This is a genomic window from Gilliamella sp. CG13, assembly GCF_046635805.1.
GTDB lineage: Bacteria > Pseudomonadota > Gammaproteobacteria > Enterobacterales > Orbaceae > Gilliamella > Gilliamella apicola_I.
On the sequence record NZ_JBIDFM010000008.1, the window covers coordinates 46,760 to 73,275 of the forward strand.

Below are 26,516 nucleotides of genomic sequence, written 5' to 3' on the forward strand. Positions count from 1 at the left end.
TAATTATTCCAACATGTTTATTTAAACTGTTTGAAGACGTTTTTTAATAAATGTCATCAATTCATCGATTTTTACTAGCGATTTTTCACCACCAGCTCGGTGTTTATATTCAACTTCGCCATTTTCAAGATTACGTTCACCGATGACAAAAGTATGTGGAATACCAATGAGTTCGGCATCAGCAAACATCACGCCCGGTCGCTCTTTACGATCATCAAAGAGTACTTCAATACCTGCTGATTGTAGATCTGCATAAAGCTTTTCAGCAGTGGCTTGTACTTTTTCTGATTTATGCATATTCATTGGTATTATGGCAACGCTAAAAGGCGCAATTGCGTCAGGCCAAATAATACCGCGATCGTCGTGGCACTGTTCAATCGCTGCTGCGACAATACGACTTACACCAATACCATAACACCCCATAATCATGACATGATTTTGACCATCTTCCCCTTGAACAGTGGCTTTCATCGCTTGAGAATATTTGGTGCCTAATTGGAAAATATGTCCTACTTCAATACCACGTTTAATTTGTAATGTTCCTTTACCGTCAGGGCTAATATCGCCTTCAACCACATTACGAATATCTTCGATACGCGGTAAAGTGATATCTCTGTCCCAGTTGATATTGAAATAATGTTTATGATCGATATTGGCGCCTGCGCTAAAGTCGCTCATGACTGCCACATCACGGTCAATGATGATTGGCATATCAAGGTTTACCGGTCCTAATGAACCTGGTCCTGCATTCACTATCGCACGAATTTCATCTTCAGTTGCAAATTCTAAAGGCGATGCCACAATATCAATTTTTTCCGCTTTGATTTCGTTCAACGTATGATCACCACGGACTAATAAAGCCACAAGTTGGTGCCCACTCTCTTTAGTCGCCTTAACCATAAGTGTTTTAACTGTTTTTTCAATAGGTAAATTAAATTGTGCAACTAATTCTTCAATCGTTTTGGCATTAGGTGTATCAACCAGTTCCATCGCCTTGGTTGGTGCAAGGCGACTTTGTGTTGGCGCTAATGCTTGTGCCATCTCAATATTCGCCGCGTAATCAGATTCGGTAGAAAAGACAATATCATCTTCACCACTGTCGGCTAATACTTGGAACTCATGCGACCAGTTGCCACCAATAGAACCCGTATCAGCTCGTACCGCTCTAAAATTTAAACCTGCACGTGTAAATATGGCACTGTAGGCTTTATACATATCATCATAGGTTTCTTGCAAGGATTCTTGTGAAGTATGAAATGAATAAGCATCTTTCATAATAAATTCACGAGAACGCATTACGCCAAATCGAGGGCGGACTTCATCACGAAATTTGGTTTGAATTTGATAAACATTAAGCGGTAACTGTTTATATGAACTCACTTCGTTGCGTAGTAAGTCGGTGATTACTTCTTCATGGGTTGGACCTAATACAAAATCACGATCTCCTCGGTCTTTAATACGTAATAATTCCGGACCATATTGTTCCCAACGGCCGCTTTCTTGCCAAATATCAGCAGGTTGCACAACTGGCATTAACACTTCAATTGCCCCAGCTTTGTTCATCTCTTCCCGAACAATATTTTCAACTTTTTTAAGTACACGATAACCAGTGGGCAGCCAAGTATATAATCCTGCGGCAACTTTACGGATCATGCCGGCACGTAACATTAATTGATGGCTTATCACTTCAGCGTCTGCTGGAGTCTCTTTTAATGTAGAAAGAAGATATTTACTGGTTCGCATAAATTTATCCTGAAAAAAATAATGTACTAATGAATATACTAAAATGTGAGCTAGTTTAGCAGTCCGTCGCGTAACACTAAAGTAATTTTATGCGTAATTGTTGTAATCGACAAAAATTATTTATAAATTTAAGCAAATAAAGAGAGATAAAATGAAAATTAACAACATGACTAAGGCGCATATCTTCGCTTGGCAAAATTTTTTACGATTTAAATTGAAAGCTTGATTCTATACTTGATTATGCCATGGTTAACGCCATAATATAGCCATCATCTTTGATCAAATAGTTATTCTTACTTTAATCGACGTTAACCGTATAAAGGAAACAAATGGCTTCAGTTTTTGAGATATTTAAAATTGGTATTGGCCCTTCAAGCTCGCATACTGTTGGTCCAATGCGAGCAGGCAAAGCATTTATCGATCAGTTAATTGATAATGGTCAAATGCCTGTTGTGACTAAGATTATTGCCGATGTCTATGGTTCATTATCTTTGACAGGTAAAGGTCATCATACTGATATCGCTATTATTTTAGGGCTAGCGGGTGAAAAACCCGATACCGTTAATATCGATGATATTCCTATTTTTATTCAAAATATGAATCAAAATAAACGGTTATCTATCTATAATGGTCGTTATGAAATAGCGTTTTCAAGTGAAAATATTCTATTTCACTCTACTTTTTTGCCTAAGCATGAAAATGGTATGACTTTAACGGCTTATCAAGGTGAGCAAATACTTGCTCAAACCACTTATTATTCGGTCGGTGGTGGTGAAATTGTAGAAGATACACAGTTTGGTCAACAAGATCAAAATACGGTTGACTTTCCTTATCCTTTTTCATCGGCAGCACAACTTTTGCAGCACTGTGATGAAAACTCATTATCGATATCAAGCATTCTGCTTAAAAATGAGTTACAACTCCATTCGCAACAGGAAATTATCAACTATTTTACGTTGGTTGGACAAACCATGTTAGATTGTATTAAGCGAGGTATCCACACTGAAGGTTTATTACCGGGTGCATTAAAAGTACCTCGTCGAGCGAATGCACTTTACCGACAATTATCAACCAGTAAAAATGATAATGATCCGATGATTATTATCGATTGGATAAATATGTTTGCCTTAGCGGTCAGTGAAGAAAACGCAGCCGGGGGGCGGGTGGTGACAGCGCCAACCAATGGGGCTTGCGGTATTATTCCAGCAGTGCTTGCTTATTATGATAAGTTTATTGATCCAGTAACTCCTGATACCTATGTTCGGTATTTTTTAACTTGTGGCGCCATAGGGCTTTTATACCAAAATAATGCTTCTATTTCGGGGGCTGAAGTAGGTTGTCAAGGTGAGGTGGGAGTAGCTTGTTCAATGGCTGCAGCTGGACTTGCGGAATTACTGGGTGGCAGTCCTGAACAGGTGTGTATGGCGGCTGAAATTGGTATGGAGCATAATCTTGGTTTAACCTGTGATCCCGTAGATGGTCAAGTACAAGTCCCTTGTATTGAACGTAATGCCATTGCTGCAGTAAAAGCGATTAATGCGACACGTATGGCGCTAAGACGAACAACTGCTGCCATTGTATCTCTTGATAAAGTAATAGAAACGATGTACGAGACAGGTAAAGATATGAATGCCAAATATCGTGAAACATCACGGGGTGGATTAGCCATAACGGTGCATTGTAGTTAGTAGTGCATTTATAATTAGTAATCGATTTGAAATCTATTTCTTAAAATCAATTTTGCCAGTCAATGCTGATTGGGGCGATCCGATTTTGATTGTTGATAAACAAATTGTAATATATTTAATAGATTGTGAAAGATGTGCTATTTATACTTGTATGGTAGGCTAGGTATCTAGCCATACCGACAAGTATAAAAATCAATTAGATTAAATCTTGGTCTTCCTGCTCTTTGCTTTGCTGTTTTGTTAACTTATCCAAAAGCTTTTTATGAATACCATTAAATCCTCCATTGCTCATAATTAATATTGCATCGGTTGGTTTTGCTGATTTAACAATCATTTCAACTAACAAATCAATATCACCAGACCAATAAGCCGGTTGAATACAAGCATCAACAACATCAACGACTAACCATGGTAACTGTTCTGGTTGAAAAATGAAGATTTCATCGGCACGACCTAATGACGGCGCTAATTCATCTTTCGATATGCCTAATTTCATGGTATTTGAGCGAGGCTCTAACACTGCCAGAATACGACGATTAGCACCAATTTTACTACGTAGCGCTTCTAAGGTTGCCAAAATAGCCGTTGGATGATGTGCGAAATCGTCATATATTTCAATATTATTGACTTTACCATAAAGTTCTAAACGTCGTTTAGCATTAACAAATGAGCTGAGCGCTAAACAAGCATCAGCCGGTTGAATACCGACATTATTGGCAGCAGCAATTGACATGAGTGCATTATGCATATTGTGTTCACCAACCAAAGAATACTCTACTTCGCCGACTTTTTGACTATTGTAATAAACAGCAAAGTGACTTGCATCATGGTTAATTCTTTGAGCTAGCCAACCAGATTCTGACTCAGTAAAAGTTTGTTCACTCCAGCAACCTTTGGCTAAGACTTGTCGTAAATTCACATCATCTTGAGGCGAAATAATCAGCCCTTTGCTAGGGACTAAACGTACCAAATGATGAAATTGTTTTTGAATTGAATTAAGATCATCAAAGATATCAGCATGATCAAACTCAAGATTGTTCATAATAAGCGTTTTAGGGCAGTAATGCATAAACTTGGAGCGTTTATCAAAAAACGAACAATCATATTCATCGGCTTCAATAACAAAAAATTTACCTTCGCCTAATCGAGCGGAAACATCAAAATTACCCGGTACACCACCAATCACAAAACCTTGTTTATATCCCTGTTTTTCCAATATCCAATTGACCATGCCTGCTGTAGTTGTTTTACCATGCGTTCCTGCAACAGCGATAACCCAACGATCTTTTAATACATTGTCATGTAACCACTGTGGCGCAGAGATATAAGGAATATTACTATTTAGTATATGCTCGACACAAGGATTACCTCTGGATAAGGCATTACCAATAATGACTAAATCCGGGCTAGGAGTCAGTTGTGATGGATCATAACCTTCAATAATGTCAATATGCTCTTTTTGTAAAAGCGTGCTCATAGGTGGATAAACGTTTTTATCTGAGCCAGTAACTTTATGGCCAAGAGAACGGGCTATTAATGCAATTCCTGCCATAAATGTGCCACAGATCCCAAGAATATGAATATGCATTTTTAGTCCTCAATCTCTACAAATTATGTTAATAAACTAGTCTTTATCTGAATTATATCAAAGGTTAATGTAATGTAACTTTTAAATATTCTGCGAATTATAATCGATTTTGATCAACTATGCGATAGGCCACAAATGTCTAATCAATAATTTGGCGGCTTGATTACCACGAAACTCATCTACGTCTAAATGATAAACAACTTTAGCTTGTTTTATTGATAAATCAGGCCATTCTAGACGATCAACATTAAATGCAATACCATCAATGATTGGTCCGCCATTTTTAGGTTCTAAAACCAATTTAAGATGCTTGTCTGCCAATAATCGCTGTTGATGAATGATGAATTCACCATCAAAAATAGGTTCAGGGAATCCTTCTCCCCAAGGCCCGGAATCTTTTAATTGTTTGGCAATTGAATAATTGAAATCTTGTCCATCGATTTCCCCGTCTGTTTCAATAACCGTTTCTAATAATTTGTCATCTAATCGTTTAAGTAATAATGCTTCAACACATGCGGTAAAACGTGATAAATCATTTTCATGTATTGTTAAACCAACTGCCATCGCATGTCCCCCAAAACTTACCATAAGCTCAGGGTGTAAGTGCTGCAATTCATCAAGTAAATCGCGTAAATGAATTCCTTTAATTGACCGTCCAGATCCCTTTAAAAAACCATCTTGAGTAGAAGCAAACGAAATAACCGGACGATGATATTTTTCTTTCAAACGGGAAGATAAAATCCCAATGATACCTTGATGCCACTCGGGGTGATAAACCACTAGAAAGTGAGGAATCGAGGTTTTTTCATTCTCCATTTTTTCAATGAAAGACAGTGCTTCTTGATGCATCGTCTGTTCAATTAATTTGCGATCATTATTTAAATTATTAAGATCAGTTGCTAAGTTAAGGGCGGTGTCAGGGTGGTCACAGAGTAATAATTCGACACCAAGCGACATATTGTCCATTCTCCCAGCGGCATTTAATCTTGGTGCAATGTAAAAAGCAAGATCAGTCGCATTACATGAACAGCAATCTTTTTTGGCAACTTGCAATAATGCCTTAATACCTACACAACAGTAACCAAAGCGGATTCGGCTAACGCCTTGATGAACTAAGATACGGTTGTTATGATCCAGTTTCACGACATCGGCAATAGTTCCCAGTGCAACTAAATCTAATAAATTAGCAATGTTAAATTCAGCTAACTGATTATCATTAAACCAGTTTTCTTGCCGTAATTTTGCTCTTAACGCTAACATTAAATAAAATGTCACGCCCACTCCAGCTAAATTTTTGGAGGGAAAGGTACAATCAGGTAAATTAGGGTTAATAATGGCATCCGCCGAAGGTAACGGGTTTGGGCATAAATGATGATCGGTAATAATGACTGGCAAATTAGCTTGTTTAGCAAATTCGACCGCTTCAATAGCTGAAATGCCATTATCGACAGTAATAATCAGGTCAGCTTTCGATGATATCGCTTTTTTAACCACTTCAATACTTAAACCATAACCATCTTCAAATCGGTCAGGAATAATATAGTCGACAAACTGACATCCCATCTGTTTTAATGCTCGGACAGCCAATGCGGTACTGGTCGCCCCATCGGTATCAAAATCGCCGACAATCATGATTCGTTGATTGTTTTTCATGGCTGAATAGATAATTTCAACGGCTTTATCTATACCATTTAACTGATCATAATTACTTAGATTTCGAGCAGCATAATCAATCTCTTTGCTTGATGTCACGCCACGTAGAGCATAGATTCGTTGCAATAATGTTGGAATGTCATTCGAAAATTCAGGATGTAACTCGGGTAATTTACGACGTACTAATTTAGTTTTATTCATATTTTCAATGTTAGCGCATTTGCGCTAACATACTTATTAATTATAAATTTGAATTTTAGCTAGTATTTAATTAAAAATTATTTAGCTGTGTTTTTTAAGATTTCAATTAATTTATCGGCTGGTACGTAACCTGGAATAAGTTGCCCATCGGATAAAACGATTGACGGGGTACCGCTTATACCTAGTTGTCGACCTACGTTAAATTGCTGAGTAACATAAGGAACGTCGCTGGTAGCTGGTGTAATAGGATCGCCTTTGTAAGCTTTATCAAAAGCAGCTTTGCGATCAGCAACGCTCCAGATAGATTGCATGTTTTTACCAACTTCACTATCAGCACCTGCACGAGGGTAGGCGAAATAATGGACTGAAATGCCATTATTTAAATATTGATCTATATTCTCGTGCAACAATTTACAATAATGACAAGTATAGTCAGTGAATACTGAAATCACATATTTTTCATCTTTGGCTTTGTAAATGATAGCATCTTTTTCGATAGTTTTCATTAATGCCAAATTAGTGCTATTAGCGATGTTTTTCGGCTCGTCACCTTCAACATTATAGATAGGGCCTTGAGTTAAATATTTACCATCGTCCGTGACATAAAAGGTTCCATCGGGTGTGACTACACTTTTCAAACCTTTTACGGGCGTGTTGGTAATTTTTAAATCTTTATTCTCATAACCTAGCTTACTCATGGTATCGGTAATGTCACTATTACCTGCCAAAACTGAGGTTGAAATTAACGCCAAACCTAAAACTAATTTTTTCATTTACTTATCCTTATTTTTTAAACCCTATGCTCGAGGATGATGTTTGCTGTGTAATTGCTTTAACCTTTCTGTTGCTACATGGGTATAGATTTGCGTAGTTGAAAGGCTGCTATGCCCCAATAACATTTGAACAACCCGCAAGTCTGCCCCATGATTAAGTAAGTGGGTAGCAAATGCATGCCGAAGCACATGAGGAGAAAGTGCTTCAATATTTATATCAGCTAGTATGGCATAATATTTTATTCGATGCCAGAATGTCTGTCGTGTCATTTTTTTTCCAAGTCTACTTGGGAAAAGCACATCGACTGGCCCCGATTTAAGTAAATCATCGCGTCCATATTTAAAATAGTATTCTAACCAATAAATGGCCTCTTCGCCCAGTGGGACTAAACGTTCTTTATTCCCCTTACCTATTACCCGAATCACACCTTGTCGTAAACTAATATCACTTATTTCTAAACTCACTAATTCTGTTACCCGTAAACCGGTTGCATAAAGCACTTCTAACATGGCTTTGTCTCGAAGCTCTAATGAGTCTTGAGTATTAGGGGATTCAAGCAAAGCCTCAACTTGTGATTCAGTTAAATCTTTGGGCAATTTTTTTGGTAATTTAGGCGAAGACAGGACAGCTGAAGGATCATCGGTGCGATAATTCTCTTGATATAAGAATTGAAAAAAACGTTTTGTTGCACTCATCAGTCGAGCGGTGCTACTTGCTTGATAACCATCGGCAACCCGTTGCATTAAAAAATCTTGCAAATGAGTGGTCTGAGCAGTAATAAAATTCACATTTTTCAACTGTAGCGATTGATTGAGTGCCAATAGATCAAGTTTATAAGATTCTATAGTATTTTCCGCTAAATTTCGTTCTAACCATATGGCGTTGAGGAATTCTTCAACGAGTTTGTCATTGTGAGGACGAATGTGGTCTTTTGACACCAAGATTATCTCTACATTTTAAATATAGAAAATATTATATACTAAATTAGCAATTAATTGCAGTGTAACTCATGTTGAATCATGAATATCATATTGTATGATAAAAGACATTATTTTAACTTTTTACTGATATAATGTTATTGATGTTAGTGAAAAAAATATGTGGCTTGCATTGTTTGATATATACTTATCATTTCTAAAATTTCCTCAATGTAATTATATGTTAAAGCGAAATATTTACCTTTTCATCGCTGTTTATACTTTATTTGTCATTAGTATTGAAACATATGTTTATTGGCATGCTCGACTTCGTCCATGGCAACCGGGTACACCGATTGGTCGAATAATATTTTATTATAGTTTTTTTACTGTTCTTTCCAATTTAATGTTAGCGATAAGTTGTCTATTTTTAACCTTTAAACCTAACTGTAATCGTTATAGCTTTAATGTTATTCGGTTAAATGGTTTGGTCGGTGTGATAATTACCGCAATAATTTATAACTCAATTTTACGCGGTATTCATCAGCCACCAAATAGTTTATTGCGATTTACAAATGAAAGTTTACATGTTGTTATTCCCTTATTAGGTATTTTAAGTTGGCTTATTTGGGGACCATTTAGACGTATCAACGCCAAAGTTGTTATTGGTTCGATATTGTCAATGATAGCGTATGCTATTTACATCTTCGTTCGAGGTTATTTTACACATCAATATCCGTATCCATTTATTAATATTGAAAAAATAGGTTATATAAAAGCATTATATAATGTCAGTAAAGTGCTATTATTATTTTTGGGATTGACTTTCTTATTATGGTGTATTGACCGTTTAAGGAGATAAAAATGAAACTATATATTTATGAACATTGCCCTTTCTGTGCACGAGCAAGAATGATTTTTGGTTTAAAAAATATACCGGTTGAAGAGCTCGTTTTACTTAGTGATGATTCGGAAACACCGCAAAGCATGATCGGCGAAAAAATGGTTCCGATTTTGCAAAAAGATGATGGGAGTTATATGCCAGAAAGTTTAGATATTGTGGATTACATCGACAGTAATTATGGAGGCAAACCAATTTTAGTTGGATCACAATCATCCGAAATATCATCATTAATTAAGCAATTACAACAATATGATTATAAATTAGAGTGCCCTCGCTACATTAAACTCGGTTTAGCAGAATTTGCAACTCAACATGCTATTAATGATTTTGTTGCCAATAAAACCAAAAAAATAGGTTCGTTTGATGAATGTCTTGAACAAACCGACCAATTAGTCATGTCCGTATCAAACATTCTAGATAAACTAGCACCAATGATTGTTTCCTCAGTTGCTTGTAATGGTAGTTTATCGTTAGATGATATCTTATTATTTCCTGTATTACGTAATTTAACTTGTGTAAAGAGTTTGACCTTTCCGCCTAAAATTAAAGCTTATCTGGAATCGATGTCAAAACAGAGTAAGGTTAATCTGTTTTTTGATAAAGCCGTATAATTACCAATATTTTGAAGCAAAAAAACTCATTAACCTAGGTTAATGAGTTAACAATTAGAAAATAGGAATATGATAAGTATTAACCCATGCTAACAATATGATAAATCGTAGTTAGCATGTTGAAACTGAGCGATTAATTACCTAATTTAAGATCAATGATTTCAATTTGGTCTTTACCGCCGTAAATGTCATACCATGGCGTAGCATATTGTTTTAAAATCTTATTGAGTTCTTCAACGTTTTCCCGTCCGGTGGTATCTAACCAGCGTTTTAGTCCTTCTTTCCCTTCTTTGGCATAAACGGCAACACCTTCAAACCAAGTGGCACGACCACCTAAAATACCACTATATTTAGCACCGTTTTCACCCGCAAAAATTAACTCTTGATGGAATGTTTTGGTCGGAACACCGGCACTTAAATATATAAAAGGACGCGTGGCGGCATCGCTGGCTTGTTTAAAATAATCCGCTGCTTGTTTTTGTGAATACACTACAACATTATTATCATTGAAGCCTTCAACATGTTTAAAAAGTACAGGAACTTCGACTTTTAAAACATCGATGTAATAGTGGTTTTTCGTGAACTCTTTAATGGTATTGATCACTTTTTGTGGTTTGATTTTGGCAAATTCAGGACTTTTATCATCTGTCACCGTGTTATCATACACGATAGGTTCAACAAAGAGGGGAATATCAGCCGCTCTTGCTTCATCGCCAATACGTTCTAAAAATGCATGCTTTTTATCTAAAATATCTTGTGGATCATCAGGGTTGTAATAGACTAAAACCTTGGCTGCATCTGCCCCTTTTTTTAATAACCGTTGTAAAGAATCTTCCGGTAATACGTCAGGTAAACGACCGGGTGTGTTAGCATCATAACCCGTTTTTTCATAAGAAATGATTAAACCCGCATTTTGATTTTTTTTCGCCATACCTTTAAAGCCATACTCTTCGTCTAACAAAATTGCACTGACATATTTTGTTAATTCTTGAGAAACAAGCTCTTTGAATTCATACACCATATCAACATGATAACGATCCTTACCAACGGCGGCTTCCATCATTTTAACCATTGAACCACGCTGATCGATTGCTAACGCAGCAATAATACCTTCTTGGTTTGATAATTGTTGCATACGGGTAAATTTACCACGAGAAATACGTTTTGTAGCCATTTTACAACTCTCCATTTAAAAAGATTTTTCATTGTAGATTTATTACTCGATGATTTATTAGTCATTTAGTGCTAGTTTTGATTAAAGCTAAAAATGATTAAATTTCAGTTCATTAGTTGCCTTTCTGGAAAGTGATACATTGTGATAGTTTGATATTATTTTCTAGAAAAATCGTTAAAATTTGTCAATGTGGTTGATGCCTGTTGGCTAACTTAACATTAATACGCATTCATTTTTTGTATTCTATAGACTGTACTAAACAGTAGTTCTAAGACAAAACTACTCATACTTCATCTATCGGCACTGTATAAATTGAAATAAAAATGCAAATTCTAAATAGTGAGATTAATTAGCTTTATAGGTTTTTATACAATATCAATAAATAAAATAGGATATAAATTTTTTTAAAACTTTGAAGATAAGCATATTTTTTAATAAAAATAAGACTAAAATAAATACAATTATGAGTTAAATTTTAATTATTCAGGAGAAAGAAATGAAAGCTGCTGTTATAAGAAATGCTTGCGATGGCCAAGTCGACATTAAAGATATTCCTATCCGTCCATTAGAAGCTGGTGAAGCTTTAGTTGAAGTTGAATATTGCGGTCTTTGCCATACGGATCTTCATGTTGCTTCGGGCGATTTTGGTAAAAAGCCGGGTAGAGTAATTGGTCACGAAGGTGTCGGCATAGTGACTAAAGTTGCGCCCGATGTAAAAAGTTTAAAAGTTGGCGATAGGGTGAGTATTGCATGGTTTCATGCAGGTTGTGGGACTTGTGAATATTGTATATCGGGTAATGAAACATTCTGTCGTAGTGCGTTGAATTCGGGTTATACCGTTGACGGAGGTATGGCAGAATTTTGTATTGTTAAGGCTGATTATGCCGTTAAAGTTCCGGAAGGATTAGATCCCGCTCAAGCAACCAGTGTAACATGTGCCGGTGTTACCACTTATAAAGGCATTAAAGTTGCGGATACCAAACCAGGGCAATGGCTTGCTGTATTTGGTATTGGTGGCTTAGGAACTTTGGCGGTTGAGTATGGTAAAAAAGTCTTTAATAACAAAGTGGTGGCAATTAGTAATAGTGATAGTCAATTAGAGTTGTGTAAAAAATTGGGGGCAGATTTAGTCGTTAATCCTAAAAAAGTAGTTGATGTAGGGCCATACATCAAACAACATACGGGCGGTGGTGCGCATGGTGCTGTGGTGACATCAGTAACTAAGACAGGTTTTAATCAGGCTGTTGAATCTGTTCGCCCTTTAGGACGTGTTGTGGCACTGGGTTTACCGTCTGAAACAATGGATTTAAGTATTCCTAAAACAGTATTAGATGGTATTCAAGTTTTAGGTTCGCTTGTGGGGACTCGAGAAGATCTTGCAGAAGCATTTCAATTTAGTGCAGAAGGAAAAGTTGTCCCGATCGTAGAAAAAAGACCATTAGAAGATATCAACGATATGATCGATGAAATGAAAGCAGGAAAAATTCAAGGGCGTATGGTCATTGATATGAAAATGAAAAGAAGTAACTAAAAAAAGTAACTAAAAGGTTTCGACTTATATGCTTAAGTCAGCTTAATGCTGACTTTTTTATATTTAAAGGATGAAAATCCCATTCTTTGTATGAATTTAATTCTTTTCAGATAGTTAACAGTATTCTTTCTTGAATTTTATTCATAAACTTCTATTATAAATAAATTTTCCTTAATATAGATTATTACTCAAAGAGGACGTTTATGTCAGATCACAATTTAGAAAATAAATTGCGGAAAGATCTTGGTCTAGTTTCTGCATTATCACTGGTTGTCGGAATGGTTTTAGGAGCAGGGGCTTTTATGAAACCACCCGCAGTGTTAGAAGTCGCTGGTGATTATAATTATGCATTACTAGCGTGGATAATAGGCGGTATTTTTTCTATTTGTGGTGGACTAACATTGTGTGAATTAGGGGTAATGTTTCCTAAAACTGGTGGCATGTTAGTTTATTTAGAAAAAATTTATGGCGCGAAAGTATCTCACCTTTATGGTTGGATGATCACTGTTCTTTTTGCGCCATCATTAGTTGGGGCACTTGTTGGCTATTTTAGCTCAGTTTTTTGCTTATTATTTAATATTGATGAAGCTTATCGAATGGCGGTTAGTGCAGGTGTGTTAGGTTTTATTGCCTTGATTAATGCAATAGGGGTTAAAGAGGCAGGCTATTTACAAACCTTTGCAACGATTTGTAAATTAATTCCGATCCTTTTATTAGCTATCTTTGGTCTTTGGAAAGGTAATGGACAAGTCGCCTTACTTGGTGCAAGTGGACAAGGCATTGAAACCTATGCACCTTTCGCTGTTGCCATTCTTGCGACACTGTTTGCTTATGACGGTTGGGCGCAAGTCGCCTCGGTAGCTGGTGAACTCCGAAATCCTTCAAAAGTTTTACCTAAAGCAATCATTCTGGGAATCCTATTCTTAATTATTGTCTATGCCTGTATAAACATTGCACTATTTAAAATATTTCCGGTACAGGAAATGGTATCACTAAAACATGATGCCTCAGCTATTGCTTCACAACGCATGTTTGGGGAATTCGGTGGAAACTTGGTTGCCGTTGGTATTATGGTCTCAATTCTGGGTGGCATTAATGGTTATATCATGACCTTATCACGAACTATTTTTAGTATGGCTGAGCGAGGTACAATTATTGGGGCACGTTTTTTAAGTACGATTGATGAGGATAGTCGTTCCCCAGTTAATGCTATTATTGTCTTAGTTATTTTTTCATTCTTGTATTCGATATTGCTGGATGCTGATCGGTTATCAGAAATTTCAATGTTTGCGATTTGGGTATTTTATCTACTGACTTTTATTGGTGTGATTATTGCCAGAAAAAAATATGCTGATGTGCCTAGACCTTACAAAGTTATTGGATACCCTATTATTCCTATTGTGGCTATAAGCGGGGCTGCTTATGTTATTTATGGTATGTTGATTTATCAAACTGTAAATGGGATTGCTTCAATCTTTTTAACCTTGATTGGCTTACCAGTATACTACTATTATCATAAAAAGAATCAAAACAAAGAGCTTTCGCTTGGTGAAATGAAAAAATATCATAACAAAACACAATACTCTATTGCATATGCTTCATTAATTATCATTGCCGGATTAATTGCATATGGTTATATCGTGAGTTCAGGACTTGCTTTTAAAGTTTTGATGTTATTTTATGACAAGTAGCTTAAATATAATTTGAAATTAAACTATAGATATTTTGATCATAAAACGCATCATTAAGATATTCGGCTTGTTTGAGTGTTCCTTCATAATCAAAACCACAACGCTTAGCGACTTGATTACTTTTCAAATTAGTGACAGCACATTTAATGACAAAGCGTTTAATGATTTTTTTTACAGCATAATGATGAGTGAGTGCTTGGATAGCTTGTGTAATGATACCCTTACCTTGTGCTTTGCTATCTAACCAATAACCGAGATAGGCTGTTTTATTATTTTTATCGATATAATTAAAGGAAAGTAACCCGACTGGTAGGTTATTATGTAAAATTACATAGGTTTTAGTTTGATCACGCTGATGTTTGACAAAACAATCTGCTAAAAAATTAGCTGTATCTGACTCGCATTTGACAAATTTTGGCCATGCCATAAATTGACTAAAGAAGACACGATTTGAATCAATAATGTGGTATAACGCTTTGGCATAATCAGTTGTTGCAGGACTAAGATAGATATGTTCAGTGACATGAATTTCATCTTGTTGGTTATCATTCATTCTTTATTCTCTTAAAAACATAACAGTTTAATGACCTTTTTTATGAAATTGCCAGACTGTGTAGTCTGGCAATTTTGATGGATTTTAATGGATACAAAACAATAAATGTTTATTATTTGCTCTGACTCTCGCTTTTTGGTTTAGCCACATAGTTATACACAACTAATAAAGCAAAGATAGCAACAATAATCATCATAATAACATCTTTATTTAACCATTTTGCCATATTACCAAGTAAAATACCTACACCGCAAAAATCGACATCAGAAAACGTGGTATTGGCAAAACCTAGTGATCCTAATACAGGCAATAATACCACAGGTAAAAATGTCACTAACAAACCATTAGCAAATGCGCCAAGCATTGCCCCACGGCGTCCGCCCATTGCATTACCAAATACCCCTGCAGTTGCACCACAGAAGAAATGTGGAACCACACCCGGTAAAATGAGTACCGCGTTAAGTTGACCTAAAACAAATAATCCCACTAAACCACCCAAAAAACTAAATAAAAAGCCAATCAATACCGCATTGGGTGCATAAGGAAATACGACAGGGCAATCTAAAGCAGGTTTGGCGTTAGGGACTAATTTTTCTGAAAATCCTGTAAATGCGGGGACAATTTCGGCAAGAATTAGACGTACACCTTGCAATATGATAAAGACACCTGCTGCAAAAGTGATCGCCTCAATAATGGCATAAACTAAATAATTATCACCATGACTAAGATTGTTTTCAACATAATCTGAACCAGCAAATACGGCTAAAATTAGATAGATAATCATCATGGTTAACGAGATTGAAATTGAACTGTCACGTAAAAAGCTTAAGTTTTTTGGTAAGTTCATCTCTTCGGTTGAGCGAGACCCTTTGCCAACTCCCATACCAAGCCAACCAGCTAAGACATAACCTAGCGTACCAAAGTGACCAAATGCGACGTCATCGTTACCGGTAATTTTTCGCATTTGTGGTTGAGCTAAAGCAGGGAAAAACGCCATAATTAACCCTAAAACCAGTGCGCCGGTGAAGACTAATTGCCAACCTTGAAACCCTGAGACGGTTAGAATAATACTAATCATACAAGCCATATAAAAAGTATGATGACCGGTTAAAAAGATGAATTTTAATCGCGTAAATCGAGCAACAACAATATTGGCAATCATACCGAACGCCATAATTAATGCCGTTGCTGTGCCATACTCATTTAATGCCATTGATACAATAGCTTCATTATTAGGAACGATTCCTTGAAGTTTAAACGCCTGTTCAAACATGATACCTAATGGTGTAATTGCGCTAATAAGTACTGTTGCACCACCACCTAATACCAAAAATCCTAAAATAGTCTTAATGGTTCCTTTTACTGTATCGGCAAATGATTTACGTTGAGCTAATAATCCTACCATTGCGATTAAGCCAACAAGCACCGCAGGTACTTTTAGGATATCAACAATAAATTTTACTATTTCCTGAATCATAGTAACTCCTTAACGATTTGCTCAGTTCTTGGCAAAATGCTCAACGAGTTTTTGTTCTAAATCGTTGATATCAATAATATTGTTTAACACCACTAATTTATCGGCAGGAATCCCAGAACTGGTGGCTAAATCTTTTGTCATGACAAACAGATCAGCTTGATCGGGTGTTGCTGAAGCTAAATCAGCATGGGTAACTTCTGCATCAATATTTAATTTTTTTAGGACTTTTTTGATATTCATTTCAACCATAAAACTACTACCAAGACCTGAACCACAAACTGCCATAATTTTCATATTGTTTATCCTTTTACTCATTTCTATTTAATTTAATATTGATCAATCACAGCCAAGATTTCATCACGATGTTGTGCTTTAAAAATGGTCTGCATATCGTTTGATTCACCGAAGAGTGTTGCTAATTGCGTTAACATTTCAATGTGACTGGTGCTATCATTGGCCGCTAATAAAGTCACTAAATAAACAGGGTCATTATCTTCTGAATTGAATTTAACGCCTTGCTTGACCAATAACATTGACAATCCTAATTGATTTACACCCTGTTCAGGTCTGGCATGTGGCATAGCAATACCGGGTGCCAAAACGTAGTAAGGTCCTATTGATTCGTGTAACTGAAAAATAGCATCCACGTAATTTTGTGAAATGGCATTATTTTTTAATAATGGTGTTGCACAAAGTTGTATCGCTTCTTTCCAGTCTTTAACCGAATCAATAATATTGACTGTTTGGTTGGTTAACCATTTACCTAACATTTTTCCTCCATTAAAACCGAGATATAGTTAATATCTTTTAAAAAATTAACATACTGCACAATAATAGAAATTAAAAAATAATAGAAATGTGATAGCGCTATCAAAGTTAAAATAAAAATTTTCTGTTTTGTGATACAGATAACATTTTTAGTGAATGGATAACTCGTATTTTTTTAGAGTATTAATATTATATAGATAATCATGATTAAATAACAGCTTAAACAATCTTCCACTTGATTGATAGCAAACTTAAATTCATTTCACAGTTTTTGAATAGATAACAGTCAATATTAAAGTTAACGTTAGTAATTACTAAATATGATATAAATCAAACTATTAAAAAAAGTTTTTTTAATTTTTGAGATTTAGATTTCTTCTTATACCAAGGTGCAAAATTATGTAAAAACAGGTAATGTAAATTGGTTATTGTGTTATGGCTTGGTAAATTAAAATAAATTTATTGCTATAAAAAACACATAATTAAAGTTTTTTTAGTTTATTTTTTGATTTATATGATATAGTATTAATTGTTAAGAATTTGTTAAGTTGAGATGTTGTAATGAGTAAAAAAATTGCTGTAATGGGTGATAATACTACAACTGGTGGTAAAGTTATTTCGTCGTCAGTTCGAGGTTTTAACCATCATGATGGCATAGCATGTTTAGGCGATTATGCAACATGTCCTAAGTGTAAAGGTTCTGGAAAAATTATTGAGGCGACCGATAAATTAATCATTGATGGTAAGCCAGCTGCTTATGATGGGTGTATTGTTGCTTGTGGTTGTCGGCCTTTAGGTGTTAATCGAATTATTGCGACCAAAAGTCTGATATTTGTTGATGTGGCAACCCCCAATTATACAAATAAGTCAAAACCTATCAATAATACATTTTCAACAATTGCGCAAACTGATATTCCCACACAAAGTAATTCATTAGTCGCATCAAATGAAGATAAAACAAAGATTCGTCTTGACGCTCAAAATTTACTTGATTGTGCGCATGAAGTTTGTGAAAAACACCTTTACCATGACAATATAAAACAAGATTTTATTGATGATATTGATAATTTCGCCACGCATATTGTAAATCAAGTTGAAAGCGGAGCGATGAGTTATGAACAAGGCTCAAAAGCGATAAAATCTGAAGAAAAGAGTTTATGGGATCAAAGTATTCACTGGATAGGTCGGGGATTAAGTGTTATAGGTGGTGCAGGCTTGATGATTATGGGGGGGCAATGTGTACAACTGGTGTGGGTTGTATACTTGGCGCATTTGTTGCCGCGCATGGTGTTAATAGTGCTCAAGAAGGATTTACCGGCGAGGATGGTTTTTTAAAATCTGCGTATCAAGATGCGGCGGTAGGATTAGGAATGTCTAAAGAGACAGGTTCTTTAGCTTATGATTTAGTTGATATAGGTATATCTTTACATGGTAAACTTAAATTAGTTCCTAAAATTGATAAAAGTTTTGCTATTAATCAATACAATCGTGCTAATTCAAAGAAATTCAAATTATTTCATTATGGTAGAAAGGATTTGATACAAGCATTTAGACAGATGAATAAATTATTGTTAAGTTCTGAAATATTGAGTGATGGTATATCATTATATAAAATCTATAGAGAGGCTGAAAATATATTAGTTAAAGACGAAGAAAGTAGTGAGACAAATCTATATATTTCAAACCCAGAAAAGATTGATAATATAGAGAAAATTGTAGATAGTTGTGCAATAGTAATACGTGTGACAGGTAATGAATCTGATGCAGATGATCAATCTAATTATTCATTGTGCACGCGCTTGGATGGTACTACATATCGGCAATATTTTGATGGCCATATTGAAGAAAGTTCTATGGAGTAAAAGGAATAACACAGATGATTATATTGATTTACATTGCGTATTACTTTTTTTCAATTATACCTATTATTATTGCTTATCGTTTTAGAAAATATACAGTAAGTGATTATCACTATAACAAACGTTTGAAATGGCAAAGGCGTATCATGTTGGTTTTCCATTATATTGTTCTGGTTATTCAAATTATAATTGCATGTGAACTTGAACGTATCGCTCGTTCTAATGAAGATTATGGTCCTCTTGCATTATCAGCATATATATTTTTAATTATTTATAACTTTTTCTCAATATTCTGGTTAGAAAGCCCGAAAGAGTATTTAAAAAAGAAAAAAAAATGGAAATGATAATGAATTTGGTGAAGTGAGCTTTCCACCATTAACAATTAGAAAAATAACATAGATGATTATATTGATTTACATTGCGTATTACTTTTTCTCAATTTTGCCTATTATGATTTCTTATCGTTTTAGAAAATATACAGTAAGTGATTATCACTATAACAAACGTTTGAAATGGCAAAGGCGCATCATGTTGGTTTTTAATTATGTTGCTTTAGCTGCTCAAATTATAATTGTATGTAAACTTAAAATTATAGTTCGTTCTAATCAAGATTATGGTCCTCTTTTATTATCGGGATTTATATTTCTAATTATTTATAATTTTTTTTCAATATCCTGGGTAGAAAGCCCAAAAGAGTATTTAAAAAAGAAAAAAAATGGAAATAAAAATGAATTTAGTGAAGTGAGCTTTCCACCCTTAACGACTAGAAAAATAACATAGATGATTATATTGATTTACATTGCGTATTACTTTTTCTCAATTTTGCCTATTATGATTTCTTATCGTTTTAGAAAATATACAGTAAGTGATTATCACTATAACAAACGTTTGAAATGGCAAAGGCGTATCATGTTGGTTTTTAATTATGTTGCTTCAGTTGTTCAAATTATAATTGCATGTGAACTTGAACGTATTGTTCGTTCTAATCAAGATTATGGTCCTCTTTTATTATCAGCATGTATATTTCTAATTATTTATCCTTTTCCAATATCCTGGTTAGAAAGCCCAAAAGAGTATTTAAAAAAGAAAAAAAAATGGAAATGATATGAACTTAGTGAAGTGAGCTTTCCACCATTAACAACTGTCGCATTACCTTCCAAACAAATTGGAAAATATATAGTGACGTTGATATCACATCAATTAAATAAGAACACAGATTTGGGGGAGCTAAAATTATCTCTATTAGTTCAAGTGATTCAATCACGAGTAAGTTCATAGTTGTTTGTGTTAAGTAAGAGAATATAAGACGCAATTTTTATTTTTAAAATGCTGATAGCAAAAAGCCTACTCAATGAGCAGGCTTTTTTTAAAATTGGTCGGCGAGAGAGGATGACTCGCATTTTATGCTCGCCCTTCGGGTCGTTGCTAAAGCAACGTTGTCTCGCTACGCTCGGCTCGAACCTCTGTCGGTTCTCATCCTCTTAACTGAAGCGAATAATAAAAAAGCCTACTCAATGAGCAGGCTTCTTTATATAAAATTGGTCGGCGAGAGAGGATTCGAACCTCCGACCCACTGGTCCCAAACCAGTTGCGCTACCAAGCTGCGCTACTCGCCGTTAGGATGCGCATAATACTGCGCTAACCTCGATGTGTCAAGAGTTTCCCCTAAAAATTATGATGATAATTTTTTATTTTGTAAAAGGGGCTGGTGTTTTGCCAATACGTTGATAAAATTCGGTAACAAATTCTTCATAACGTTTGTTAGCAACCGCTTCTCGAATCTCTGCCATTAAACGTTGATAATAGCGTAAATTGTGAATAGTGTTGAGTCGAGCACCTAAAATTTCACCACATTTATCTAAATGATGAAGATAAGATTTTGTGTAATTTTTACAGGTATAACAATCACACTCAGGATCAAGTGGTGTTGTGTCATCTTTATATTTGGCATTTCGAATCTTAATAACGCCGTTGGTTACAAAAAGATGTCCATTACGAGCATTTCGGGTTGGCATGACACAGTCAAACATGTCGATACCACGACGTACGCCTTCAACTAAATCTTCAGGTTTGCCAACGCCCATTAGATAACGTGGTTTATCAGCCGGTAATTGAGGGCAAGTGCCTTCTAAGATACGATGCATATCCGCTTTGGGTTCACCAACGGCTAATCCACCCACAGCATATCCGTCAAAGCCTATTTCGGTTAATCCTTTAATGGATATGTCACGTAATTCTTGATGTATACCACCTTGAACTATACCGAATAATGCATTCTTATTACCAAGTTCATCAAAACGTTGACGGCTTCGTTTTGCCCAGCGTAATGACATTTCCATCGATTTTTTGACATAGTCCCACTCCGCAGGAAAAGGCGCACATTCATCAAAAATCATCACAATATCAGAACCAAGGTCGTATTGAATTTCCATTGAAATTTCAGGCGATAAAAAGATTGAATCGCCATTAATTGGATTACGAAAATAAACGCCTTCTTCTTTAATTTTACGAATATCACCTAAACTAAAAACTTGAAACCCACCAGAATCGGTTAAAATAGGGCCATGCCATTGCATAAAATCATGTAAATCACCATGTTTACGCATAATCTCTTGTCCGGGTCGTAACCATAGATGAAAGGTATTACCTAATAAGATTTGGGCTCCAGTTGCGGCGACTTCTTCAGGTGTCATCCCTTTTACAGTACCATAAGTACCAACAGGCATAAATGCAGGTGTTTCAACGGTGTATTCGACGCCACGGCGATCGAATTTCATACGTCCTCGACGAGCAAGTCCGTCTGTATTGTCTAATTCAAATTTCATGTCTTGTTAACCTCGTGCGACCAAATAAACAGTTTGGCGCAAATTATTGATATAATACGTCGTCGTATTACTAAATTTCGGCGCCTAGTTTATCGTGATCACTTACAATAGACAACATTTGGAGAGATTTTAAAAATTTTGAGATACATTATTCTATCATTGTCATTTTTAATTTTATTCATGATAACAGGTTGTCAAAGCCAACATAATAAACCGCAATTTATTCTTTCTTCTAAACAAATTGTCGCGTTATCTGAGCAGGATATCCTAAAATTTAACGAACAAGTTTGTCGTGATGAAGATAAGCAATCTATTGTGTTAGCTCATGATCATGTGATGAGTCAACGACTTCATCGTCTTATTCAATATCTGCCTAACACGATTAATCATCTTCAATTAAATTATAAAGTTTATCTCAATACAAAGCCTAATGCTTGGTCATCAGCAAATGGTTGTATACGCTTAAACAGCGGATTGATTAAACTGTTAACCGATGATGAGCTATTGGCGGTAATTGCTCATGAACAAGGACACATTGCGCTAAAACATGCGATACACTCATTCCAACATGCCCCTTATATTGAAATTTATAATAAAGCGAATAAAACAGTTGTAATGATAAGAAACGAGACCGCTCAGCAAAATGAAATTGATGCCGATAATTATGCGATCGAGATGTTACGTAAACAAAAATTAAACCCTGCCGCACTGATTAGCATGCTGATGAAAATGCCGGTACATAATGATGTCGATTTAACATCGCATCCTGCAATATCAACACGAATTAATCATATTTCACAAAAACTGAAGAATATTAAGTAATAATGTTTTCTTCGTTTGCCAATCAATGGGTAAATGGTTACTACTTCGATTGGCAAATTTTAAAAACTCACCAATTAAATTTGTTTGCCAGTAATAAACATCGCATCACCATAGCTAAAAAAACGATAATTTTCGTTAACGGCTTGTTGATAAGCATTCATTGTATTTTCATAACCAGCAAAGGCTGAAACTAACATAATTAATGTCGATTCGGGTAAATGAAAATTTGTGATTAATGCATCGATCACATTAAACTGGTAGCCGGGATAAATAAAAATCTGAGTGTCGGCAAAAAAAGGCGCAATAGTGCCTGTTTTTTGGGCGGCACTTTCAAGTGCTCTAACCGATGTTGTGCCCACGGCGATAACTTTATTACCACGAGCTTTACAAGCTAACACAGCCTCAACAACTGTTTCGGGGACTTCTGCATACTCGGCATGCATTATATGCGATTCAATATTTTCAACTCTTACGGGCTGAAATGTACCTGCACCAACATGCAAAGTAACAAAAGCCATTTCAACGCCTTTATCTTTCAATTTTTTTAATAGAGGTTCATCAAAATGGAGCCCCGCAGTAGGTGCAGCAACTGCACCAGGCACTTTACTGTAAACAGTTTGATAAACTTCACGGTCTTGTTCATCATCAGGGCGATCAATATAAGGAGGTAAAGGAATATGACCAATTTTATTTAAAATAGTCAATACATCATCAGGAAATTGAAGTTCAAATAAAGTATCATGTCTTGCCACCATAATCACCTTAATTGAATCATCATCTCCTAATAAAAGTTCGGTACCTTCTTTAGGTGATTTTGATGCTTTTATATGGGCAAGGGCACGATTATCATTCAAAATTCGTTCAACTAAAATTTCAATTTTTCCTCCCGAAACTTTTTTACCAAATAAACGGGCAGGAATAACTTTAGTATTATTAAAAACAAGTAAATCACCGGGATTAATTTTATTGATAATATCGGTGAAAACTCCGTGTTCAATCTTTCCTGTATGACCATTTAAAGATAAAAGTCGACAGTCACTTCTTGTTTGAGAAGGGTGCTTTGCAATAAGTTCTTTGGGAAGTAAAAAATTAAAGTCGGATAGTTTCATAATAGCTATGTCTGAAAAAAATAGGCATTAGTCTAAATCTCATAATACCAGTAAGCAAGTAATTATTTATTGCTTATTATTAAAGTTAGTTTAAAATTTTCGCTGCCTAGCTAAGGTTAGGAATAAAGTAATTATATTTAAAATAAGGAAAACAAAATGAAAAATCTCAAAAATACATTATCCATTGCGCTTCCTTTGGTTGCAGCAATGTCATTAGTCGGTTGTAACAGTATAGATAATATGACTGATCTAGGTATGCGTGGCATTCAAGCAGCAACACTTAGTGACGATGAAATAAAAACACTCAGCGCTAATGCATGTGCTCAAATGGATTCAAAAGCAAAAATTGCGTCTGCCAACAGTGCTTATACTAAACGATTGAATAAAATTGCCAAAACACTTGGCTATAACATAAATGGAACACCTATCACATATAAAGTATATCTAACTAAAGATATCAATGCATGGGCAATGGCTAACGGTTGTGTCCGTGTTTATAGTGGTTTAATGGATAACATGAATGACAATGAAATTCAGGGTGTTTTAGGGCATGAATTAGGTCATGTTGCTTTAGGGCACACTAAAAAAGCAATGCAAGTTGCTTATGCTACCGAGATAGCGCGTGATGCTGTTGCTTCATCTGGGAACGCGGCGGTAACTGCGCTATCAAAATCTAAATTAGGAGCTTTAGCCACCGCTGTGGTTAACTCTCAATTTTCACAAAAACAAGAAAAAGACGCTGATAACTACTCTTTTGACTTCTTAATTAAGAAAAACATTAATCCAGTAGGGCTTGCAACGAGTTTTGAAAAACTTGGTGGTGGTAATTCTGACTTATTAAGTAGTCATCCTTCTTCATCAGATCGTGCGGCTAATATCCGTAAAAAGATTGCCAGATTGAAAAAATAATATCGAGTCACTAATTGAGTCAAAAGCACCTAATTTGTTGGTGCTTTTTGTTTTTATGTAAATTGAAATTTCAAGACGAATTTAATAATATTAATCAATAGACATCCAGAAGATATACTTCATTTCTTTACCTATCATCTCGCATTTACAAACTACTTATTTTTACTATTTAGTCATGTCATTACAGGATTATTGTAAATAACTATCTATTTATCAGATTGTTAAAATAATTTAATGCTTCTTTTCATACTTCACTAAGCAAAATTAAAAATAGTTATACTTAAATTAATAGGTTTTATTGATTTTAATTGTTTAAATTGATCGTTTTTTACGATCAATGTATAATTGTGAAAATTTTTGAAAACTATCTGTAAAAAACGCTTGTTTTGTTAATTTTTCTGATCATTAAAAACGAATAGAGATGAAATGAATGTGCAACATTTAAAAATTTTTACTCATCCGAAAGTTTGGTTGTAATTGAATTCTTTATCTTAATTTATTAAATGGATTTGTATCAGTAATGCATTAATTGAAAACAAATTTTTTTGATTTTTTTAAAATTTTGCTGATTAATTTACAAAGTTAAATATCCAATAGTGTCTAATCAAGATCAATAAGCAAAATTATGTAATTAAATATTGATATTGTTATTAATTAGCATCTGTTTTTTTAATTTTAAAAGTAATGAGTACATGTTTTTATACGTAATTAATCTTAATAAAAATAGTTATATGCGGTAATGATAGTTTTTTGCGATCATGTTGTTATGTATTGATCGTTTTTTGTGATCAATATATAATTGCGAAAATATTTGAAAAAAATATGTAAAAAAATTTTTGTTTTGTTAAATTGCCCGCTTCTCAAAAAATCGTTTTGAATCAAGGGATAAGAAGTTTATGTTCAAAATTTATCATTTTTGCTAGCCCAAAAATTGAGTAATAAGTTGAACTATTGTTTCATTAATTAGGTGTTTTTCTTTTAAAAAAACAATTGATTATAAATTATTGTTTTGATTGGTCAGCAGAATAACAATTTAGTCAATAAAACCTAATAAATAAATTTAATTATAAAAAAATAAAGCAATTGACCTTAAAAAGAAAGGAAATAAAGTAGATGAAAAAACATAACTGGACCCGGCATTTACCTTGTCTGGGGATAAGTGCTGCTTTTTTACTCGGCTCAAATGGTGTTTATGCCGGTGCGGATAACGTACCCAAATTGAACATTATCCGGGATGAGTTTAATGCAGAAGAAAAGCTTAACTTAAGTATCTATAATCCCAAGCTTAAGCTGACCTCGCAAGGGCTGTTTACCTCACCAATGGGATTTTATGTCTATACTAACTACCCCTCAAAAATAGCGGAATATCAGATTACGGTTTACCGTCAATCAGACTTAGATAACCAATATCCCTTAAAGACGTTCCGTTTTAGTGATATCAGTCCGGATGAGGCCGTATTATGGAGCGGGGAAACGGATAATGGTGAGCCGTTATCAATTGATAGCGAGTATAAAGCGATTTTAAGCACGACCGGTTATGCAGGCCAAAAAGATACCGTCTATGCAGTGCCATTTAAAACCTTAGGTTACGGCAGTGCACAAATCGACAATCCATTCACCGCCTACCGCAAAACGACCCCCACGTCGAATTTATTATTTGGCCAATTAAAATCAGACAGCACCATACCGGGCTTTGGTGAAAGCCGAATAAACCATCAG

Annotated in this window: 24 protein-coding genes, 1 tRNA gene and 1 other RNA gene; 12 read left to right on the top strand and 14 right to left on the bottom strand. The window is 35.0% G+C overall.

Annotated features, from left to right (window positions below; translation table 11 throughout):
* Positions 1-21 precede the first annotated feature (21 nt).
* Positions 22-1,743, bottom strand: a complete 1,722-nt coding sequence (proS, locus tag ACGH6R_RS10075; protein ID WP_411599667.1) for a proline--tRNA ligase — start codon at positions 1,741-1,743, stop codon at positions 22-24.
* A gap of 329 nt (positions 1,744-2,072) precedes the next feature.
* Here proS and ACGH6R_RS10080 point away from each other — a divergent pair, with 329 nt between their 5' ends.
* Positions 2,073-3,431 carry an L-serine ammonia-lyase gene (locus ACGH6R_RS10080; protein ID WP_411599669.1) on the top strand — a complete coding sequence of 453 codons (1,359 nt, stop codon included), beginning with the start codon at positions 2,073-2,075 and terminating at the stop codon, positions 3,429-3,431.
* Positions 3,432-3,627: 196 nt separating this feature from the next.
* Here the strand turns inward: ACGH6R_RS10080 and mpl are convergent, their stop codons facing one another.
* The 4 genes from mpl to xerD all read right to left on the bottom strand — a co-directional run bounded on the left by mpl (position 3,628) and on the right by xerD (position 8,570).
* Positions 3,628-5,019, bottom strand: coding sequence for a UDP-N-acetylmuramate:L-alanyl-gamma-D-glutamyl-meso-diaminopimelate ligase (mpl, locus tag ACGH6R_RS10085; protein ID WP_411599671.1), 1,392 nt, complete (start codon positions 5,017-5,019; stop codon positions 3,628-3,630).
* Between the two features lie 117 nt (positions 5,020-5,136).
* Positions 5,137-6,873: a single-stranded-DNA-specific exonuclease RecJ gene (gene recJ / locus ACGH6R_RS10090; protein ID WP_411599673.1), complete on the bottom strand. Its 1,737-nt coding sequence runs from the start codon at positions 6,871-6,873 to the stop codon at positions 5,137-5,139.
* Positions 6,874-6,950: 77 nt separating this feature from the next.
* Positions 6,951-7,646 (bottom strand): bifunctional protein-disulfide isomerase/oxidoreductase DsbC, encoded by a 696-nt coding sequence (dsbC, locus tag ACGH6R_RS10095; protein WP_267350088.1) that lies wholly within the window; start codon positions 7,644-7,646, stop codon positions 6,951-6,953.
* 24 nt (positions 7,647-7,670) lie between these two features.
* Positions 7,671-8,570, bottom strand: coding sequence for a site-specific tyrosine recombinase XerD (xerD, locus tag ACGH6R_RS10100; RefSeq protein WP_324101240.1), 900 nt, complete (start codon positions 8,568-8,570; stop codon positions 7,671-7,673).
* A 235-nt stretch (positions 8,571-8,805) separates the two neighbouring features.
* Between xerD and ACGH6R_RS10105 the strand changes: the two genes are divergently transcribed.
* Positions 8,806-9,426 (top strand): Pr6Pr family membrane protein, encoded by a 621-nt coding sequence (locus ACGH6R_RS10105; protein ID WP_411599674.1) that lies wholly within the window; start codon positions 8,806-8,808, stop codon positions 9,424-9,426.
* Between the two features lie 2 nt (positions 9,427-9,428).
* On the top strand, positions 9,429-10,079 hold the full coding sequence (gene grxB, locus ACGH6R_RS10110) for a glutaredoxin 2 (protein WP_267350085.1): 651 nt from the start codon (positions 9,429-9,431) through the stop codon (positions 10,077-10,079).
* 133 nt (positions 10,080-10,212) lie between these two features.
* Here grxB and ACGH6R_RS10115 read toward each other — a convergent pair whose 3' ends face one another.
* Positions 10,213-11,253, bottom strand: coding sequence for a tagatose 1,6-diphosphate aldolase (locus ACGH6R_RS10115; RefSeq protein WP_267360879.1), 1,041 nt, complete (start codon positions 11,251-11,253; stop codon positions 10,213-10,215).
* Positions 11,254-11,749: 496 nt separating this feature from the next.
* On the opposite strand from ACGH6R_RS10115, the gene adhP reads away from it, so the two are divergent.
* Together adhP and ACGH6R_RS10125 are read left to right on the top strand one after the other, a co-directional pair.
* Positions 11,750-12,784, top strand: coding sequence for an alcohol dehydrogenase AdhP (gene adhP / locus ACGH6R_RS10120; RefSeq protein ID WP_411599676.1), 1,035 nt, complete (start codon positions 11,750-11,752; stop codon positions 12,782-12,784).
* 203 nt (positions 12,785-12,987) lie between these two features.
* Positions 12,988-14,475 carry an APC family permease gene (locus tag ACGH6R_RS10125; RefSeq protein ID WP_411599677.1) on the top strand — a complete coding sequence of 496 codons (1,488 nt, stop codon included), beginning with the start codon at positions 12,988-12,990 and terminating at the stop codon, positions 14,473-14,475.
* 1 nt (position 14,476) lies between these two features.
* Here the strand turns inward: ACGH6R_RS10125 and rimL are convergent, their stop codons facing one another.
* The 4 genes from rimL to ACGH6R_RS10145 all read right to left on the bottom strand — a co-directional run bounded on the left by rimL (position 14,477) and on the right by ACGH6R_RS10145 (position 17,275).
* Positions 14,477-15,028, bottom strand: coding sequence for a 50S ribosomal protein L7/L12-serine acetyltransferase (rimL, locus tag ACGH6R_RS10130; RefSeq protein ID WP_411599678.1), 552 nt, complete (start codon positions 15,026-15,028; stop codon positions 14,477-14,479).
* A 112-nt stretch (positions 15,029-15,140) separates the two neighbouring features.
* Positions 15,141-16,505 (bottom strand): PTS ascorbate transporter subunit IIC, encoded by a 1,365-nt coding sequence (locus ACGH6R_RS10135; RefSeq protein ID WP_411599679.1) that lies wholly within the window; start codon positions 16,503-16,505, stop codon positions 15,141-15,143.
* Positions 16,506-16,526: 21 nt separating this feature from the next.
* Positions 16,527-16,799 carry a PTS sugar transporter subunit IIB gene (locus ACGH6R_RS10140; protein ID WP_065558381.1) on the bottom strand — a complete coding sequence of 91 codons (273 nt, stop codon included), beginning with the start codon at positions 16,797-16,799 and terminating at the stop codon, positions 16,527-16,529.
* Between the two features lie 32 nt (positions 16,800-16,831).
* Positions 16,832-17,275, bottom strand: a complete 444-nt coding sequence (locus ACGH6R_RS10145; protein ID WP_065558380.1) for a PTS sugar transporter subunit IIA — start codon at positions 17,273-17,275, stop codon at positions 16,832-16,834.
* A 559-nt stretch (positions 17,276-17,834) separates the two neighbouring features.
* Here ACGH6R_RS10145 and ACGH6R_RS10150 point away from each other — a divergent pair.
* The 4 genes from ACGH6R_RS10150 to ACGH6R_RS10165 all read left to right on the top strand — a co-directional run bounded on the left by ACGH6R_RS10150 (position 17,835) and on the right by ACGH6R_RS10165 (position 19,912).
* Positions 17,835-18,608, top strand: coding sequence for a PAAR domain-containing protein (locus tag ACGH6R_RS10150; RefSeq protein WP_411599680.1), 774 nt, complete (start codon positions 17,835-17,837; stop codon positions 18,606-18,608).
* On the top strand, positions 18,509-19,135 hold the full coding sequence (locus ACGH6R_RS10155; RefSeq protein WP_411599682.1) for a DUF4225 domain-containing protein: 627 nt from the start codon (positions 18,509-18,511) through the stop codon (positions 19,133-19,135). The genes ACGH6R_RS10150 and ACGH6R_RS10155 overlap by 100 nt, the downstream gene beginning before the upstream one ends.
* Positions 19,136-19,149: 14 nt before the next feature.
* A complete protein-coding gene (locus ACGH6R_RS10160) occupies positions 19,150-19,476 on the top strand; it encodes a hypothetical protein (RefSeq protein ID WP_267385904.1) in 327 nt (108 codons plus the stop codon).
* Between the two features lie 184 nt (positions 19,477-19,660).
* Positions 19,661-19,912, top strand: a complete 252-nt coding sequence (locus ACGH6R_RS10165; protein WP_411599683.1) for a hypothetical protein — start codon at positions 19,661-19,663, stop codon at positions 19,910-19,912.
* A 593-nt stretch (positions 19,913-20,505) separates the two neighbouring features.
* Here ACGH6R_RS10165 and ACGH6R_RS10170 read toward each other — a convergent pair.
* The 3 genes from ACGH6R_RS10170 to tgt form a co-directional block, all read right to left on the bottom strand.
* A non-coding RNA gene (locus ACGH6R_RS10170) (RtT sRNA) lies at positions 20,506-20,630 on the bottom strand.
* Positions 20,631-20,671: 41 nt separating this feature from the next.
* Positions 20,672-20,748, bottom strand: a tRNA-Pro gene (locus ACGH6R_RS10175).
* 72 nt (positions 20,749-20,820) lie between these two features.
* Complete coding sequence (tgt, locus tag ACGH6R_RS10180) at positions 20,821-21,957, bottom strand: tRNA guanosine(34) transglycosylase Tgt (RefSeq protein ID WP_220215899.1); 1,137 nt, start codon at positions 21,955-21,957, stop codon at positions 20,821-20,823.
* 180 nt (positions 21,958-22,137) lie between these two features.
* Between tgt and ACGH6R_RS10185 the strand changes: the two genes are divergently transcribed.
* A complete protein-coding gene (locus ACGH6R_RS10185; protein WP_411599685.1) occupies positions 22,138-22,779 on the top strand; it encodes a M48 family metalloprotease in 642 nt (213 codons plus the stop codon).
* A gap of 74 nt (positions 22,780-22,853) precedes the next feature.
* Here the strand turns inward: ACGH6R_RS10185 and queA are convergent, their stop codons facing one another.
* Positions 22,854-23,888, bottom strand: a complete 1,035-nt coding sequence (gene queA, locus ACGH6R_RS10190; protein ID WP_411599686.1) for a tRNA preQ1(34) S-adenosylmethionine ribosyltransferase-isomerase QueA — start codon at positions 23,886-23,888, stop codon at positions 22,854-22,856.
* A 156-nt stretch (positions 23,889-24,044) separates the two neighbouring features.
* On the opposite strand from queA, the gene ACGH6R_RS10195 reads away from it, so the two are divergent.
* A complete protein-coding gene (locus ACGH6R_RS10195; RefSeq protein WP_267360416.1) occupies positions 24,045-24,797 on the top strand; it encodes a M48 family metallopeptidase in 753 nt (250 codons plus the stop codon).
* A 1,113-nt stretch (positions 24,798-25,910) separates the two neighbouring features.
* On the top strand, positions 25,911-26,516 hold a 606-nt coding region (locus tag ACGH6R_RS10200), incomplete at its 3' end, for a hypothetical protein (RefSeq protein ID WP_411599687.1).